A 16,966-nucleotide genomic window follows, 5' to 3' on the forward strand; every position below is an offset into this window, starting at 1 on the left:
AAGAGACTTAATTTTTTAAACAGCTAACATGAGGATAACATGTTGAAAAGACTTAGAGACCCACAATTTTACAACGAAGTCCTCTATTTGGGAGAGAAACAAACATCAGCCCGTTGTAATTAACGATAGCTTCACCAACGTTATCAATTAAAGGTATTGAACAAATCAACTTACCGGCATAATCATAAACCAATGCCACATCATCAGCTGAAATGTCATCTCCTAAATTAATGCGGATTATTCCTTCTTCATACAAAACAAATGCTGGTGTATAATCCACTTGTATGATTTTAGTTTCAGTCAATTGTCCATCATTATCATAAGCATTCAATTTGTAGTAGATGGTGCCAAACATTGGGACTTCCGTGTCAATGATATCGTATTTGTAACTTTGAGAATTATTACCTAAGGCATTTACAACAACAACATCTTCATAATTAATTCCATCAACACTTCTAAAAATCTTAAAATAATCAGAATTCAATTCTGACCCTGTGAGCCAACTCAACTGAATGTATCTATCTTTCTGAATACCCTCAAAATCACTAATACCTAAAGGCAAAATACTACCACAAGCATTACAATAGACACCGGAATAGGTGGTTGAATATGTGATAATTTCATCTGCTCTGTTTGCAGTTCCGGACACCCGAATTGTTGCCGGTCCAGCAAGCGTATAGCTATCCGTGAGTGTTGCATTAGAAGCTCCCGTTTGAAAGGGCTTTGGTCCACCGGGAATATCTACTTTTAGTTGATCACCTGCGTCTGCTCCTGAAGCAGTACAACCAGGTCTATTCTGCATTACAGCGGTAACTGTAAACGTGCAACCGTCTGGAACAACAATATCAACTGACATTGGTAACTCCCCTGCGGTACAATTCCCAGAAACACCACTACCACAATTAGGGCCACCGAATGAAGTTAAATCGCAACTAGCTAAACAACCACACCCTGCACCTGTTACACCAAGTGTTCCTTCTGGACATTGCCCCTTCACCTCTTTTGTTAAAACCAACATGAAGCAAACCAATATGATATTGCAAATGCGTTTCATAATTAAATTAATAATTTGCAAAATTTCAGCTAAGCGGTTTCGGATTATCCCGCACAGAACGGGACTCTTATAGGGTGTTCGCTTAATTCAGTACAAAACAGATATCAATTGTACAAAACAAAGTTATGAAAAAACTGGGCAGACCTAATTACTAGAATGTTAACAATCAATCAACGTTCAATGGCGTGAATGCAAACATACTTTCCAATGCGACTTTGCACGTTTGGATCGTCAGAATCCCATTGACCTTCACGTTCTGTCAGAGAAAATTTTGCTGTTTGATCAATCAACGGTTTGAGATCACCCGGATCAGCGCCATCTGAGCAGTCAAATTTCACAAACCACTCACTATTTTCATACACCAAAAAATAATCACCAACCCCTTCAATCAATCGGCCGGCTTTGTTTTCAAAAGGCACATAAATCACTTTTGCTTCAACTTGCTTTTGAGCACTTGGATCTGATGCGTTTGATTCAGTGGGTGTCATTTCTTCACTTGTTTCTGCTGACTTTCTTGTATGGCATGCGCTCAAACCAAACATGAACAAACTCATTATCAAAATTATTTTCATCACCTGAATTTAAGAACATTCTTTGCTTTACTACAACCTTATCTTGATAAAGTTCTTCTGCAAGATAAAAAAAACCGCCCTGGTGAGGACGGTTTTCTGTTATTTGAATAATTATTACTAATCAAACGTACCAATAAATGCTTTAGATTTTGCTTTTTTCTTAACTACACAACCTTGCACTACAAAAGGTAACACCTGTCCACCTACCGACATTTTCATTGAGTGGGCAATGATCAATCCTTTACCCATGTCACGGTAATCACCATACGCAATTACTATAGTCATCACTCCTTCTTCTGTTGTGGTAAATGTTTCTTTCATATCAAGCATGCCGGTTTCAACATTGTAATACTCGTATGAAAACTCATTTACATTGTTCACTTGCGTAATTTTCACTTTATAATATTCTTTACCGTCAACTACATCAATTCCTAATAATTCAACTTTAATTGAATCATCTTGCAAATAATATAGTTGAACAAAAGGGAACGATGATTTCTGACGTTTTGCAATTTCATTTTCATCATATTTTGTTGAACCTTGACCCATGGCAAATGTACCTCCTTCAGTTCCGTTAAACCATTCTTTTTGTTGGGTGCCGTTCATCATCGGACTGCTAACCTTCATTATAAATGCTGACATGTTTGGTTTTCCTTCATAAGTGACTAAAGTCAGTGACCCACCAATCTCAGGTAAATCAGCAAGGTACGATGTTTGAATAAAACCAATACGGGCAAGTTTTGCGTCAAAACCGGCTTGATCATTTACCATAAAGCAATTGAAAGCAAATTGATTAAAAATAGTTTCTAAGGTAACGCCATCCGGAACTTGTTTCAACTGTGCTTTGTCATTGCCATAATAATCTTTGTAATGAATAGCATTAGATGCATCAAATACTTTTAATTTTTCAGCTATCTCTTGATTACCTACTACCAGAATATTCAAATTTTCAGGGCGCAGGTATTTTTGTGCAACGCGCAATACATCTTCTTTTGTTACCTTTTCAAGATTCATCAGATAATTTGAATAATAATCTTTAGGTAAATTATAACGGATAGTATTCAGCGCAAAACGAGCAACCGTTTCAGGACTTTCCAAAGATCTTGCAAAAGCACCGGTCATTGAGCTTTTCACCAGGCTGAGTTCTTCATCTGTTACCCCATTGGTAAACATATTTTGTATTTCATAAATAATTTGGACAATAGCACTGTCAGTAACTTCATTTCTGAAACTTCCGCCGGCTGAAAAAATTCCAATAATTTCATCTGGTGCTATAGAAGAATAACAACCATAGGTGTATGCTTTGTCTTCACGCAAATTGGCCATTAATCTGGCTGAAAAACTTCCTCCACCCAAAATGCCATTCATAACGCTCAGCGCAATTGCATCAGGATGTCCCGGTTTTAATTCTACCGTGTGCGAAATATCAATAACACTTTGAACTGCCCCCGGTTTATCAACAAAAAACACATTGTTTCCTTTCAATACAGGCAATGGATAAACCGGACGTTTCAATTCAGCTCCTTTTTGCCATTTTGCAAAATATTTATCTACATACGATTTTGCCTCAGCTTGTGAAATATCTCCCACAATTACTAGATAGGCGTAATTAGGAATAAAATTTCTTTTGTAGAAATCTTTCACATCATCAACCGTAATATTATTCACCGTAGTTTCAGTAGCTACTTCACCATAAGGGTGAGCAGCGCCATAATTTACCACGCCGCTGACAATACCAGAAATTGAATTTGGGTCAGAAGGAATAGAAGATAAATTAGATAATGTTTGAGAAATAATGCGGTCAAAATCTTCTTGCGGGAAAGCCGGATTAAAAATCATATCACTCAATAATTCCAATAACTGAGGTGTATGTTTCTTCAATGATGAAGCAAAAAATCCTCTTGGAGTAGTGAATAAAGAAGCTCCGATATAATCAATTTTCTGATCAAAAACATCTTTAGTCATAGACGTGGTACCACAAGCCATCAACTCACCAAAAATCTGGTTAAGTCCGGCTTTATCACCCATGGCTACCGTTGGATAATCTATATATAACTGAAAGGATACTTTAGGTAATTTATGATTTTCTACTACAATAACTTTCAACCCGTTTTCAAGCGTGATGGCATCCGGAATATTGAATTTTATTTCAGGATTAGGTTGCGCCTTTGGTGCTGTTGAACGATCAACCTGAGCAAATGATAACATGCCGGCGATACAGAGAACAACGAATGCAAAATATTTTTTCATCTTTTATCTTTTTTAATACAATACTGAGAACATTTTTTCATTAACTATTCTCCTTGTTTTGGTAAATAATAGAGCACTACTCTATTTGATTTGGTGAAATATGTTTTAGCAACGCGCTGAATATCTTCACGCGTTACGGCCATGTATTTATCAATTTCAGTATTGATCAGGTTTGCGCTTTTTTTGTAGACATGATAATCAGCCAGCGTTTCTGCTATACCTGCCATGGTTGAATTGCGCGTGATAAAATCACTTTCAATCATGTTGCGTAATTTACCTAATTCATCTTCTGAAATTAATTCATTTTGCAATCTCTCAACCTCAGCCTGAATTGCGGCCTCCAAATCTTTTAAATCACCCCCCATTGGCGGAATAGCAAGCATGATAGCCACACCCGGATCTTCTAACGGATAAGGAAAAGAAAGTGCGAATAATGCTTTTTCTTTTTCAACCAAATTTTTATTCAAACGAGAACTGTTACCTTGTGATAAAATCATAGACATCATTTCAACCGCATAATGATCAGCATGTATCAATTCAGGTGTACGATATGCAATTGCAATTGCCGGTAACTGAATATTATCGTACACGGTATCGCGCACTTCAGCTTTCAACAGTCCCTCTTTGATAGTTGGGCGTGGAATTTCTCTTGGTTTGTCCGATACATTCGGAAAATATTTTTTAATGAAATCTTCCGTAGACAAATCACGTTCATAATCACCAATAAAATCTTTTGAAGTTTCACGACCTTTCAGTTGCTCACCGTATTTTGCCTGAAATTTTTCGAGCGTTAAAAATTCTTTGTCACGATACACGTCTAATTTATCACCGTTAGGTATTGATCCAAAATAAGTGGCAATCCATTTTTTAGTTTGTTCAATATTCAAATCACCGGCAATAGAAAGTGTTGCGTTGTGAGGAACATAAAACGTGCGATAAAAATTCACGTAATCATCTTCCTGTGCAGCATCCAAGTCTTCCATGCTTCCGATTGGTTGCCATTTATATGGATGCTCACTATAAGCTCTTCTGAAAATTTCATACATTAAACCACCGTACGGTTGATTATCCATACGTTGACGCTTTTCTTCCTTTACAACTTCACGTTGCGTTTCAATTCCTATATTCTCAACTTTGGCATGCAATAATCTTTCTGATTCAAGCCAGATACCTAATTCCAGTTGATTTGAAGGCAATATTTCATAATAAAAAGTGCGATCTTGTGTGGTATTGGCATTCAGTGTACCGCCTGCACCCTCAACATATTTATCAAATTGATGTCTGTCAATATTTTCAGTACCCTCAAACATGAGATGTTCAAAAAAGTGTGCAAACCCTGTGCGGCCCTCTTTTTCATTTTTTGACCCCACGTGATACATAATAGTAACCGCAGTAATGGGCGTTGAATGATCTTCATGCAAAATAACATGAAGGCCGTTTGGCAGATCGTATTCAACAAATTCAATTTTTTTTCGATCCTGTGCAAAGGTTGACAAAACAACAAACATCAGCGCACAAGTCATAAGGAATTTAAACTTCATCTGATCTCTTTTTAGTGAAGAACAAAAATAAGAACTGTTTCTCAATAAATACCTCTCGGTTGATGATTGGTAAAAAATGACCGTAAAAGGTATTTTTCAAAGGCTCAGCTTGTATCGTGAGCCCTTGTTAACAGAGATTTAAACACCTCATCAGCACTAAATCAAATGTAATGTGTCGGTAGTATTTATCAGGATGACATCGTGTTTTTTTTACTAATGCTGCATAATTCACTTATTAAGCACTATTTTTAGCCTGCAGCGGAATCATCAAAAAAAAACAACTGACAAGAAACGCTTTGTAAAAATTGACATTTGCATGAAAAAACTAGTCCTGATTTTTTTGTTATCATCATCATTGCACGCCTTCAATCATGAAGTGTATTCACTTACAGAAGATTTACATACTAAACTCAACGCAGGAGATTCTTCCGGATTTTTTAATTTTTTCACCAAAGATGCGCTACTGCATAATTTGAGTGAAACCGGACTAGAAACTATCACACTTGAAGCTTTTGCAGGTGTTCTCACTAAATTCAGATCAGGCGAATACAAAGAAGATTTTACCCAAATTGAAGTTCGTGATCTTGAAACCGGATTGGTATACGCCGATGTGAGTTTCAGTTTTTTTATTAATGAGAAACTCGCTTTCACAGGCATTGATCATGTTTTATGGATCAAAGAAAACAATCAATGGAAAATTACCACCTTATATACAGGAGCATTAAAACCAAAATTTACCACATCAGGAGGAAATGGAATTCTTACCCAGCAATTGGATTCATCCATGAATCAATGGCATTTGGATGTGGCTGAATTCAGGTTAGAACAATATTTTAATTTCATGGCTGATGAGTTTATTTTTTTAGGAACTGATCCTTCAGAACGATGGACAAAAAAAGAATTCTACCAATTTTGTGAACCATACTTTGAAAAAAAATCAACCTGGAATTTTAAAACAAACCAACGCTATTGGTATCTCAACAGTAGTGAAGATGTTGCCTGGTTTGAAGAATCACTGGATACTTGGATGGAAGAATGTCGCGGATCAGGCGTATTAGTGAAACAAAATAATGAATGGAAAATAGCGCACTATAATTTAAGTGTGTTGATTGAAAACGAGAAAGTAGATAAATTTATCAAACTGAGAAAAAAATAAATCGCATGCTTAAAATAGATATGCATACTCATATTCTTCCGGCTGAAATGCCTAACTGGACAAACAAGTTTGGTTATGGAGATTTCATCTGGCTGAAACAAACTGAAAATGCAGGATTTGCTGACATGATGAAAGGAAACCAATTCTTCAGGCGCATTGAAGAAAATTGCTGGAATGAAACGATGCGCATTCACGATTATGAAAAATTTCAAACTCAAGTGCAGGTTGTTTGCACAGTACCTGTAATGTTTTCATATTGGGCAAAACCAAATGACACGCTTGCACTGAGCCAGTTTTTAAATGATCATATTGCTGATTTACAAGCACGATTTCCAAAAAATTATTTAGGTCTTGGAACTGTACCAATGCAAGATCCGCAATTAGCAATTCAGGAACTTTACAGACTGAAATCTGAACTACATATGCCGGGCATACAAATTGGTTCAAACATCCATGATGAAAATTTGAGTGATCCTAAATACTTTGAATTTTTTAAAGAAGCAGAAAAGTTGAACATGGCCATTATGATTCATCCGTGGGAAATGATGGGTGAAAAGAGCATGCAGAAATACTGGCTACCGTGGTTAGTTGGCATGCCTGCTGAAACAGCGCGCGCCGCAGCAAGTTTGATTTTTGGCGGAATTCTTGAACGCTTGCCTCAACTGCGAGTACTTTTTTCACATGCCGGTGGATCTTTCATTCCAACCATTGGCAGACTAGAGCATGGTTTCAATTGCCGACCGGATTTGGTGGCTGTTGACAATAAAAAAAATCCTCGCACCTATCTCGGAAAATTTTGGGTTGATTCCATTACCCATGATTTAGATTTATTAAAATACATTTTGAAAATTCAAGGTTCAAAAAAAGTGTGCCTGGGTTCTGACTATCCTTTTCCCTTAGGTGATTTAGAGATTGGAAAATTCATTGAAGAAAGTGATTTACCAGCTGAAGTAATCGAAGACATTTTCTGCAATTCTACACTTGAATGGCTTCAGTTAGAGAAAGAAAAATTCTTGTGAACGTGAACATATTAAACTAACTTCTCATGAAAATGAAATCAGGTTTGGTCATGTTATTGGTGTATATTTTACCTTGTATATTTTTATCATGCCTTGCAACAAAAAATAAAAAAGAGTCACTTGAACTCACTGAAAAAAATGCCGCACCAGAATATGAGATTGAAGACACAACACCGCGTGTAACGGGCATAGGCGGTATTTTTTTTAGGTCAGAAAATCCTTCCAACCTCAATGCATGGTACGGAAAACATTTGGGATTAGCTATTGATGATTACGGCTCACCCTTTGAATTCAGAAACGCCAATCAGCCTGATCAAATTAATTATTTGCGCTGGAGTCCTTTTGAAAAAAACACCAAATATCTTCAACCTTCAGAAAAAGACTTCATGATCAATTATCGCGTGTACAATTTAGAAGGCTTGGTCAGGAATATGAAAAACGACAGCATTGAGTTTTTAGATGAGATCACTAATTACGATTACGGAAAATTTATTCATCTCATAGATCCTGAAGGAAATAAATTGGAATTATGGGAACCTAACGATGCTTTTCTGACAACATTGGGTGGTAAAACAACAAAATAATTCGTGGGGTATATGTTTTACAAAGGCTTAAATTTTATTGGATTTATTCGCATCATGTTTTCACCGGTACTGATTTTTACTTTGCTTGGAGGCATTATCTACTATACTTTGCTTCACGACACATTCGCAGGTAAATTAACTTGGACTTTATTGATCATACTCGGATTTATCCTTGGAGTTTTGTGGGCAATGAAAATTGCAAAACGACAAGATCCGCAATCTTATCTTTCAAAAATGAGTTCATCAGAAGACATTGGTAGCGGAATTAAAAAAGATGCAAAAAAAAAATCCCCCGGCGTAGCGGAGGATTTTAACTATTAATTCACGTTGAGTTTCTTTTCTAGATCTTCAAGATATCCTTTGAATTGTTTATCTGTTTCAGCAAGGTTATTCACCGTGCGACAAGCATGTAAAACCGTTGCGTGATCTTTACCTCCGCATTGTGCACCAATACTTGCCAGAGACCATTTAGTCATTTTCTTAGCGAAATACATTGCAATTTGTCTTGCCTGCACAACTTCACGTTTGCGCGTTTTAGATTTCAATAATTCAATTGGCAGGTTGAAATAATCACATACAATTTTGTGAATGTAATCCATGGACACTTCACGTGCAGTGTTTTTCACAAACTTGTCAATCATTTTTTTGGCAAGTTCAAGATTGATGGCTTTTTTATTCAATGAAGCATGAGCAATCAAAGAAGTAAGCGCACCTTCCATTTCACGGATATTGGTATTAATGCTGTATGCAAGATATTCCAACACATCATCAGAAATTTCAACACCATTACCATAAATTTTTCTTTGCAGAATGGCAATTCTTGTTTCAAGACCCGGAGCTTGAACATCAGCAGAGAGCCCCCATTTGAAACGAGACAGGAGTCTTTGCTCAATACCTTTCATTTCAACCGGTGGTTTATCAGCAGTAAGCACAATTTGTTTACCTGACTGGTGAAGGTGATTGAAAATATGGAAGAAAGCGTCTTGTGTTTTTTCTTTCCCTGCAAAAAATTCTACATCATCCAAAATCAAAACGTCCATCAGTTTATAAAAATTGATGAAGTCATTGGTTGTATTGTTTTTGATTGAATCAATAAACTGTCTGGTGAATGTTTCAGCTTGTGTATATAAAACTGTTTTGTTTGGGAATTGATTTTTAATTCCAATTCCAATTGCATGAGCAAGATGCGTTTTACCTAAACCAACACCTCCATATATAAGGAGTGGGTTAAATGCGGTACCACCAGGTTTATTTGCTACAGCATAAGCAGCAGATCTGGCCAGACGATTGCAATCTCCTTCAATAAAATTGTCAAACGAGTAAGTAGGATTCAGGTTAGACTCAACATTAACTTTTTTCAGTCCGGGAATAACAAACGGGTTTCTAATTGGATTATCACCAATATTCAGTGGCATATTCACTGGTGTATTGGTAACATCTTGTTTGCTATTGGTTGGAAGCTTAACCGTGTACGGAGTTTTTTTGTCCGAACTCCGATCCATAATGATGGAGTACTCCAGTTTAGCATCGGGACCAATTTCTTTTTTAATCACCTTTTTCAGGAGATCAATATAATGTTCTTCTAACCACTCGTAAAAAAAATGAGAAGGAACCTGCAATGTCAAAACCTTATTCTTGAATTTCACCGGAACAATTGGCTCAAACCAGGTTTTAAAGCTTTGTAGGCTGATATTATCCTTTATAACTTTGAGGCAATCTTCCCAAATTGATTCATGGTTTTTTTTGTCTTTCATTCAGGTAAGGGGTTAGTATTAATTTCTTTCGCCGGTTGATTCTTTGTTGAAAAAATCAGTGAACAAATATTCACATAAAAAAGTTATAAAAAAAATTTTTTGGAGGTTGTTTTTTAAAAAAATTTTACTTCGTGTTAATGTAAAATTTCACAGACTTTTTTTTGGGTTTTCTTTGGATTAATTATAAATATTACTATGTAGAGTACTTTCCTATACATTCATTTAGTATGATGCAAACCATATCAGGCGCTGACATTCATCAGGCAGATCAATTTGAACCAAAAAGTGTCAACTGAAATTGCTTTGAAAAATCTACCATGTTGGTATAACTAATATATTTGATACCCATACCTTTCACAAGATACAAATATAATGTACACATACAACACACAAATCAGAATTCGTTACAGTGAAACTGATCGCATGGGTTACTGTTACTACGGAAACTACGCTCAGTTTTTTGAAATTGGCAGAGTTGAAACCTTGCGTTCGCTTGGTATAAGTTATAAAGAATTAGAAGATCAAGGTATCATGTTACCTGTTTTAGATTATCAGGTGCGCTTTTTAAAACCGGCATTTTATGATGATTTGTTGACAATCAAAACAACGATTTCAAAATTGCCCTCAGCACGCATTGTATTTGATTATGAAATTTTGAATGAAAACAACGTGCTAATTTCAACTGCACAAACTACATTGGTTTTTATTCAGGATAAAACGATGAAACCATGCATGGTTCCTCAACATCTGCTTGAAAAAATCAAGCCGTTTTTTTGAAAGTTAGATTAGATGTCTGTGCAGGTGAAGGTAAAATTGTCTAGACTGGTCGTGTCTTTTTTGTTCTGATAATGCTGCTCAATGGTGAACTCCTCATCATCTGATGGTTTGATACACTGGCTTTCCATCTTCACCGTATCATCTACATACAATATCTGGTTTGAATAGGTAGTTGTAACTTCTTGTTCTCCATTTAATGTTTGCTCAATGGTAGTGACAGTAAAACTATAAGAGCATTTTTTGCACTTTTCGCAAGAAGGTAAAAGAAAAATAAAAGCGAGTATAAAAAAGGCAGACTGACGTCGCATAGTTTTAAATTTGTTCAAAGATATAAAACTAATGATTCGAAAAATTATTGTAACAGACGATAATTCAAAATCAATTTACGTTGAATCACTGAATGAAACGTATCACTCAACACACGGCGCATTGCAAGAGGCGCAGCATGTTTTTATTGAACATGGTCTAAAATCTACCCAATTAAAAAAGAATGTTAAAATATTTGAAATGGGATTTGGCACCGGCCTCAACGCCATACTCACCATCATCTACTGTTTAGAAAATAATTTACCGCTATATTATATAGGCGTAGAAAAATATCCGTTGAGTCAAATTGAAATTGAGCAAGTCAATTCAACCCATTTACCAGAATTGAAAAAATTTTCCGCGCTTTACAAACTGATTCACGCCTCACCCTATAACCAGGATGTTGAACTTGCTCCTAATATCATCTTAAAAAAAATTCATGCTGATGTTCGTTCTATTGAATTGCCCCTAAATTTTTTCACGCTTATATATTATGATGCATTCGGACCAAAAATTCAACCTGACTTATGGAGTGCCGAATTGATGAAAAAAATGTATGAGTCATTAGCGTCACAAGGAAAGTTAGTCACCTACTGCGCCCAAGGACAATTCAGACGCAACCTCAAAGAAGCGGGATTCATGGTTGAAAGGTTAGCCGGGCCAATAGGGAAAAGAGAAATAACCTCTGCCACCAAATCATCTGAACTTTAATTTATACTTTTACACCAACAAACCAAACCTGTATCATGGAATTTGAAGCACTCCTCACCGTTGACGGATTAATTGGATTATTCACACTTACTCTACTTGAACTTGTTTTAGGTATTGACAATATTGTATTTATTTCCATTATTGCTTCAAGACTTCCTGAGAAAGAACAACCCAAAGCAAGAAACATTGGCTTACTGCTGGCTATGTTCATGCGCATTGGTTTATTGTTTGGCATCACGTGGGTAATTGGTTTGAAAGAGCCTTTCTTTACTTTATTTGAGCATGGTTTTTCTGGCAGAGACCTTATATTAATATGCGGTGGATTATTCCTCATGTATAAAAGCACCACTGAAATTCACAAAAAAATTACCGTACTGGAAGATGAAGAACAAGAGGTGAAAAAGAAAAAAGGAAATTTGGTTTCCATTGTTCTGCAGATTGTTTTAATTGACATAGTTTTTTCTTTTGATTCTGTTTTGACTGCTGTTGGACTTACTGATATCATTCTGGTCATGATTCTTGCTGTCATTATTTCAATCATAATCATGATGTTGTTTGCAAGCAAAATTGCCGGTTTTGTAAATAAATATCCTGCCATTAAAATGCTTGCTCTTTCATTCTTACTCATGATTGGTTTAATGCTCATTATTGAAGGCATCAATGATCCTAATATTCACATTCCAAAAGGATATATTTATTTTGGTATGGCTTATGCCCTTGGTGTAGAATTACTCAATATGCGTGCCCGCAAAAAAAGAGGTGATCATGGACAGGGACATCATTAAAAAAAGAATTGAAGAACTTTCCGCAAGTATCAATGAGCACAATTATCTTTATTATGTAAAAAGTGCTCCGGTCATTAGTGACTATGACTTTGATATGCTACTCAAAGAATTGGAGCAACTTGAACGTGGGTATCCAGAATTCGCTCATGACAACAGTCCGACAAAACGAGTTGGTGGTGATATCACAAAAAAATTTGAAACGGTTGCGCACCGCTTCCCAATGCTTTCTCTTTCCAATACGTATTCTATGGAAGAAATTCTGGATTGGGAACAGCGCATTAAAAAAATTTCAGGACATACAATACGATATGTGTGTGAGTTAAAATATGATGGAGTTGCCATTGGAATTCGCTACATAAATGGAGAACTACACAAAGCCGTTACACGCGGTGATGGCACCGTGGGTGAAGACATCACAACCAATGTGCGCACCATTAAAACAATACCCCTCCACTTGCGGGGTGATTTTCCGGATGATTTTGAAATACGCGGTGAAATTTTTTTTCCACTCATCAACTTCAACAAAGTTAATGAAGAGCGCATGGCAAAAGGCGAACCTCTTTTTGCCAATCCAAGAAATTCAGCATCAGGTACACTTAAATCACAAGACTCATCTGTTGTAGCAAAACGTGGATTAGATTGTTACCTCTATGGTGTCTACGGAAATAATTTAAACCTGAAATCACATTCAGAAGCAGTAAAAAAAGCTGGCACTTGGGGATTTAAAATTCCGGATGAAAAAAAGAACATGATTCATCTTGCACATTCAGTTGAAGAAATTATGGAGTTCATCAATTATTGGGAAAATGAACGAGATAATCTACCCTTTGAAATTGACGGATGTGTAATTAAAGTAGATGAGTATAGCGTACAAGACGAATTAGGATTTACCGCCAAAAGTCCGCGTTGGGCAATTGCATATAAATATAAAGCAGAAAAAGCAGAAACTTTGTTGCGTGAAATTACTTACCAAGTTGGGCGTACAGGCGCAATTACACCTGTAGCTAATCTTGAACCTGTTTTGCTTGCAGGTACCACGGTAAAACGCGCCTCATTGCATAATGCTGATCAAGTTCAAAAACTTGATTTGCATGAAGGGGATTATGTCTATGTAGAAAAAGGCGGTGAAATCATTCCAAAAATTGTTGGCGTAAATTTTGAAAAAAGAAAATCAGGTGCGGATGTAGTCAACTACATTGAACAATGCCCCGAGTGCGGAACACCCCTTGTGAGAAATGAAGGAGAAGCCCAACATTATTGTCCAAATGAACATGGTTGCCCACCCCAGATTAAAGGAAAAATTGAACACTTCATCAGTCGTAAAGCCATGAACATTGATGGTTTGGGACCAGAAACCATTGAACTGTTATACAACAAAGGGCTCATAAAAAATTATGCTGATTTATACTCCTTAACCTTTGATCAAGTAGTTGACCTTGACAGAATGGCTGACAAATCTGCATCCAATTTAGTACTTGGAATTAAGGCTTCGTGCGCTGTTCCGTTTGATCGTGTTTTATTTGCACTAGGAATTAGACACGTAGGTGAAACGGTTGCAAAAAAATTGGCCAGACATTTCAAGTCAATTCAAAATCTGCAACAAGCCGGCCTTGAAGAATTAATTGCTGTAGATGAAATTGGTGAAAAAATTGCACAGAGCATTCAGAGTTTTTTTGCCATAGAAAGCAACCGGCAGATCATTGATAAACTTAGACAGGCAGGAGTTCAACTTGAATTAGATCAAATTGAACCAACAGGTAACCTACTTGATGGAAAGACCTTTGTTATATCAGGAGTATTTCAAAAAGTGAGCCGTGAAAAACTAGCCGTATTAATAGAACAAAACGGCGGAAAAAATACAGGATCAGTATCTGCCAAAACAAATTATTTGGTGGCAGGCGCCAATATGGGTCCGGCAAAATTAGCCAAGGCACAACAACTAGGTATCACCATCATTTCTGAAGATGAATTTTTACACATGATTTCCGCATGAGCCTAACAGATTCTTTTAAACAAAATTTCCTCAAGAAAAAAATTAAACCAACGGATCGTCGGTCGCAAATTATTTTGAAAAAACCTGAAGCCTTTTCAAAAATTCTCATCATCGCAGAAAAACTTGATGAAGAAATGATGCAACAAATTGGCAAGGTGTTTTCACATGCTGAAATAAATTGCTGTTCATTGAGAAAAGAGAAAGAAGATCAATCAGGCAAATTCAGATATACCGTTCATCCCTCAGACTTTAATTTAACAGGGAGATTAAAAAATGATAAATTAACAAAATTGCAATCCATTCAGTTTGATTTGACCATAGATTTGTCGGGTGATTCAGATTTGTTGAAATATTTCCTCTGCACAACAAAATCAAGTTTGATCATTGGAAAGATGGAGCATTTTGAGTCAGCATTGTATGATATTTTTCTGGATGCCGGTCAAAACAATCTGCAATTTATTGCCAATATTGAAAAACAATTAAACCAACTGCAACAGTATGCAAACAAGTAAATTCAAAGGATTAGGAGTAGCAATGATTACTCCCTTTAAATCAGACACCAGCATTGATTTCAGCGCACTGGAAAAGTTAACTGCTTTTTTAATTGAAGGCGGTGTAGATTATTTAGTTGTTCAAGGCACTACCGGAGAATCTCCCGTGCTATCTAAAGAAGAAAAGAAAGATGTTTTGGCTTGCGTTGCTGCAGTGAATGCGAAAAAATTACCTATAGTATACGGCGTTGGCGGCAATAATACAGCAGCCGTTGCTGAAACTTTATGTCAAGTAGACAACAAGGTTGTTGATGGTATTTTATCTGTATCACCTTACTATAATAAACCAACTCAAGAAGGAATTTACCAGCATTATAAAATAGTAGCCGGTGCAACCTCGCTGCCTATTATACTATATAATGTACCCGGACGAACTTCATCCAATGTCTTGCCTGACACTACGCTTCGTTTGGCAAATGACTTTAAAAACATCATTGCCGTAAAAGAAGCATCAGGAAACATGGAACAAATTATGGATATCATACGCCGTAAACCTTCAGATTTCCTTGTAATTTCAGGAGATGACGGAATCACCTTGCCTATTATATCATCCGGAGGAGATGGTGTTATCTCTGTTATTGGAAATGCTTTTCCACACTCATTCAGTGCAATGGTACATGCAGCAATGAAAGATGATATGGAAACCGCCCGCAAACTTCATTATTTATTGTTCCCCATGGTTCCACTGCTTTTCTGTGAAGGAAATCCTGCCGGAATCAAAGAAGCGACAAAAGCGCTAGGCATTACTGAAAACACTGTAAGAATGCCACTTGTGAACGTTTCAGAATCAACCCAAAGCAAGATTCATGAACTGACAAGTAACATTTGTAAGGCTTTCCCGTATGACCTTGTAAAAAAATAGTATATTTGCTCAAATACAAACACAATCAGCATTTAGTGATACATTCCTGCAATAGTCAATGCAGCAATCAAAACTAAAATGTAACCAATAAAAAAAGGGTGATTAACTGAGCGTGTTTGTGCATGGTGATTCATCTTAAAAAAAATAAATTAAGACAAAATGAAAAAGAGACATGTATTCGTAGGATTTGCTGCTGTAGTTTTTGCAGGTACTCTTGTTGGGTGCGGCGGAAGTGATGATAGTGATGAAAACGTAATTGTGAAAGACACAACCCAAACCGTGGTAGAACCTGATCAACCAAAAGTTGAGTATGCCGTACCTACTCCAAACGAACTTTTTGAAATCATTAAAATTCAAGGCGGTGAACAACGTCCGGGTTTGGTTAATCCACTTGATAATCGCAGCAAATATGTTGACCTGAAATCAAAATCACTCAATTTTGGTGTATACTCAGCTGACCTTGCCTACATGAGTTGTTTTGGTGTTGGTACTGAATTCTTAAAATATTTCAAAGCCATAGAAGAAATTGGAACAGAGCTTGGAATTGAAGGTGCATTTGATCAAGATTTGATGGACCGCATTGAAAATAACGAAGGTGATACTGATTCATTGTTCGCTATTTCTAATGAGAGTTATTATGACAGCTATTTATACCTTGAAGAAAATGATAAAGGTGTTGAGTTGAGTTTAATTATGGCTGGTGGATACATTGAATCACTTTATATTGTATGTAGCCTGGTTGAAAAATTTGAAGAGGGAGATCCGGTAATTGAAAAAATTGGTGACCAAAAATTAGTTTTGGAAAATTTATTGGATTTTATTCTTGAATATTCTGATGACCAAATGGTATCTGAAGTAATGGATGACCTCATTTCACTTAGTGAGGTATTTGAGACCAGCATGGAGTTTGAAGAGTCTGGTACAAGTATTGATAATAAGGAAGGAAAATTGATTTTGTCAGGTGGCGGATCATACAAAATGACAAAAAACGCACTTGAGAAAATCAAAGCTAAAGCTAAAGAACTGAGAGAAAAAATTATTAAATAGTGTA

General features: G+C 36.4%; 17 protein-coding genes. 11 read left to right on the forward strand and 6 right to left on the reverse strand.

Going from position 1 to position 16,966, the window contains the following annotated elements:
- Positions 1-52: 52 nt before the first annotated feature.
- From IPH66_10450 to IPH66_10465, 4 genes are all read right to left on the reverse strand, one after another.
- The gene (locus IPH66_10450; protein MBK7129767.1) at positions 53-1,054 is read right to left on the reverse strand and encodes a hypothetical protein; all 1,002 of its coding nucleotides are present in this window, start codon (positions 1,052-1,054) and stop codon (positions 53-55) included.
- A 170-nt stretch (positions 1,055-1,224) separates the two neighbouring features.
- Positions 1,225-1,626 (reverse strand): hypothetical protein, encoded by a 402-nt coding sequence (locus IPH66_10455; protein ID MBK7129768.1) that lies wholly within the window; start codon positions 1,624-1,626, stop codon positions 1,225-1,227.
- Between the two features lie 117 nt (positions 1,627-1,743).
- Positions 1,744-3,876 carry an insulinase family protein gene (locus IPH66_10460; protein ID MBK7129769.1) on the reverse strand — a complete coding sequence of 711 codons (2,133 nt, stop codon included), beginning with the start codon at positions 3,874-3,876 and terminating at the stop codon, positions 1,744-1,746.
- A 44-nt stretch (positions 3,877-3,920) separates the two neighbouring features.
- Complete coding sequence (locus IPH66_10465; GenBank protein MBK7129770.1) at positions 3,921-5,417, reverse strand: insulinase family protein; 1,497 nt, start codon at positions 5,415-5,417, stop codon at positions 3,921-3,923.
- 316 nt (positions 5,418-5,733) lie between these two features.
- Here IPH66_10465 and IPH66_10470 point away from each other — a divergent pair, with 316 nt between their 5' ends.
- From IPH66_10470 to IPH66_10485, 4 genes are all read left to right on the forward strand, one after another.
- Positions 5,734-6,573, forward strand: coding sequence for a nuclear transport factor 2 family protein (locus IPH66_10470; GenBank protein ID MBK7129771.1), 840 nt, complete (start codon positions 5,734-5,736; stop codon positions 6,571-6,573).
- A 20-nt stretch (positions 6,574-6,593) separates the two neighbouring features.
- A complete protein-coding gene (locus tag IPH66_10475) occupies positions 6,594-7,592 on the forward strand; it encodes an amidohydrolase (protein ID MBK7129772.1) in 999 nt (332 codons plus the stop codon).
- 158 nt (positions 7,593-7,750) lie between these two features.
- The gene (locus IPH66_10480; GenBank protein ID MBK7129773.1) at positions 7,751-8,176 is read left to right on the forward strand and encodes a VOC family protein; all 426 of its coding nucleotides are present in this window, start codon (positions 7,751-7,753) and stop codon (positions 8,174-8,176) included.
- 12 nt (positions 8,177-8,188) lie between these two features.
- Positions 8,189-8,497 carry a hypothetical protein gene (locus IPH66_10485; protein MBK7129774.1) on the forward strand — a complete coding sequence of 103 codons (309 nt, stop codon included), beginning with the start codon at positions 8,189-8,191 and terminating at the stop codon, positions 8,495-8,497.
- Here the strand turns inward: IPH66_10485 and dnaA are convergent.
- On the reverse strand, positions 8,494-9,930 hold the full coding sequence (gene dnaA / locus IPH66_10490; protein MBK7129775.1) for a chromosomal replication initiator protein DnaA: 1,437 nt from the start codon (positions 9,928-9,930) through the stop codon (positions 8,494-8,496). The two genes, IPH66_10485 and dnaA, sit on opposite strands and share 4 nt — an antisense overlap.
- A 372-nt stretch (positions 9,931-10,302) precedes the next feature.
- Between dnaA and IPH66_10495 the strand changes: the two genes are divergently transcribed.
- Positions 10,303-10,707, forward strand: coding sequence for an acyl-CoA thioesterase (locus IPH66_10495; protein MBK7129776.1), 405 nt, complete (start codon positions 10,303-10,305; stop codon positions 10,705-10,707).
- Between the two features lie 8 nt (positions 10,708-10,715).
- Here the strand turns inward: IPH66_10495 and IPH66_10500 are convergent, their stop codons facing one another.
- The gene (locus IPH66_10500) at positions 10,716-11,015 is read right to left on the reverse strand and encodes a hypothetical protein (protein MBK7129777.1); all 300 of its coding nucleotides are present in this window, start codon (positions 11,013-11,015) and stop codon (positions 10,716-10,718) included.
- Between the two features lie 31 nt (positions 11,016-11,046).
- Between IPH66_10500 and mnmD the strand changes: the two genes are divergently transcribed.
- The 6 genes from mnmD to IPH66_10530 all read left to right on the forward strand — a co-directional run bounded on the left by mnmD (position 11,047) and on the right by IPH66_10530 (position 16,962).
- A complete protein-coding gene (gene mnmD / locus IPH66_10505) occupies positions 11,047-11,724 on the forward strand; it encodes a tRNA (5-methylaminomethyl-2-thiouridine)(34)-methyltransferase MnmD (GenBank protein ID MBK7129778.1) in 678 nt (225 codons plus the stop codon).
- A gap of 35 nt (positions 11,725-11,759) precedes the next feature.
- Complete coding sequence (locus IPH66_10510; protein ID MBK7129779.1) at positions 11,760-12,509, forward strand: TerC family protein; 750 nt, start codon at positions 11,760-11,762, stop codon at positions 12,507-12,509.
- The gene (gene ligA / locus IPH66_10515; protein MBK7129780.1) at positions 12,490-14,502 is read left to right on the forward strand and encodes an NAD-dependent DNA ligase LigA; all 2,013 of its coding nucleotides are present in this window, start codon (positions 12,490-12,492) and stop codon (positions 14,500-14,502) included. Before IPH66_10510 ends, ligA begins: the two co-directional genes overlap by 20 nt.
- Complete coding sequence (locus IPH66_10520) at positions 14,499-15,014, forward strand: hypothetical protein (protein ID MBK7129781.1); 516 nt, start codon at positions 14,499-14,501, stop codon at positions 15,012-15,014. Before ligA ends, IPH66_10520 begins: the two co-directional genes overlap by 4 nt.
- Complete coding sequence (locus IPH66_10525) at positions 15,001-15,915, forward strand: 4-hydroxy-tetrahydrodipicolinate synthase (protein ID MBK7129782.1); 915 nt, start codon at positions 15,001-15,003, stop codon at positions 15,913-15,915. Before IPH66_10520 ends, IPH66_10525 begins: the two co-directional genes overlap by 14 nt.
- 159 nt (positions 15,916-16,074) lie before the next feature.
- Entirely contained in the window at positions 16,075-16,962 is an 888-nt protein-coding gene (locus tag IPH66_10530) for a hypothetical protein (GenBank protein MBK7129783.1), read from the forward strand.
- Positions 16,963-16,966 lie beyond the last annotated feature (4 nt).

This window comes from Crocinitomicaceae bacterium, from assembly GCA_016708105.1.
Classification (GTDB): domain Bacteria; phylum Bacteroidota; class Bacteroidia; order Flavobacteriales_D; family Crocinitomicaceae; genus JADJGJ01.

Bases quoted from the DNA above. Each gene is read 5' to 3' on its own strand.
- IPH66_10450 (MBK7129767.1), bottom strand. From the start codon at position 1,054: ATGAAACGCATTTGCAATATCATATTGGTTTGCTTCATGTTGGTTTTA.
- IPH66_10455 (MBK7129768.1), bottom strand. From the start codon at position 1,626: ATGAAAATAATTTTGATAATGAGTTTGTTCATGTTTGGTTTGAGCGCA.
- IPH66_10460 (MBK7129769.1), bottom strand. From the start codon at position 3,876: ATGAAAAAATATTTTGCATTCGTTGTTCTCTGTATCGCCGGCATGTTA.
- IPH66_10465 (MBK7129770.1), bottom strand. From the start codon at position 5,417: ATGAAGTTTAAATTCCTTATGACTTGTGCGCTGATGTTTGTTGTTTTG.
- IPH66_10470 (MBK7129771.1), top strand. From the start codon at position 5,734: ATGAAAAAACTAGTCCTGATTTTTTTGTTATCATCATCATTGCACGCC.
- IPH66_10475 (MBK7129772.1), top strand. From the start codon at position 6,594: ATGCATACTCATATTCTTCCGGCTGAAATGCCTAACTGGACAAACAAG.
- IPH66_10485 (MBK7129774.1), top strand. From the start codon at position 8,189: ATGTTTTACAAAGGCTTAAATTTTATTGGATTTATTCGCATCATGTTT.
- dnaA (MBK7129775.1), bottom strand. From the start codon at position 9,930: ATGAAAGACAAAAAAAACCATGAATCAATTTGGGAAGATTGCCTCAAA.
- IPH66_10495 (MBK7129776.1), top strand. From the start codon at position 10,303: ATGTACACATACAACACACAAATCAGAATTCGTTACAGTGAAACTGAT.
- IPH66_10500 (MBK7129777.1), bottom strand. From the start codon at position 11,015: ATGCGACGTCAGTCTGCCTTTTTTATACTCGCTTTTATTTTTCTTTTA.
- mnmD (MBK7129778.1), top strand. From the start codon at position 11,047: ATGATTCGAAAAATTATTGTAACAGACGATAATTCAAAATCAATTTAC.
- IPH66_10510 (MBK7129779.1), top strand. From the start codon at position 11,760: ATGGAATTTGAAGCACTCCTCACCGTTGACGGATTAATTGGATTATTC.
- ligA (MBK7129780.1), top strand. From the start codon at position 12,490: ATGGACAGGGACATCATTAAAAAAAGAATTGAAGAACTTTCCGCAAGT.
- IPH66_10520 (MBK7129781.1), top strand. From the start codon at position 14,499: ATGAGCCTAACAGATTCTTTTAAACAAAATTTCCTCAAGAAAAAAATT.
- IPH66_10525 (MBK7129782.1), top strand. From the start codon at position 15,001: ATGCAAACAAGTAAATTCAAAGGATTAGGAGTAGCAATGATTACTCCC.
- IPH66_10530 (MBK7129783.1), top strand. From the start codon at position 16,075: ATGAAAAAGAGACATGTATTCGTAGGATTTGCTGCTGTAGTTTTTGCA.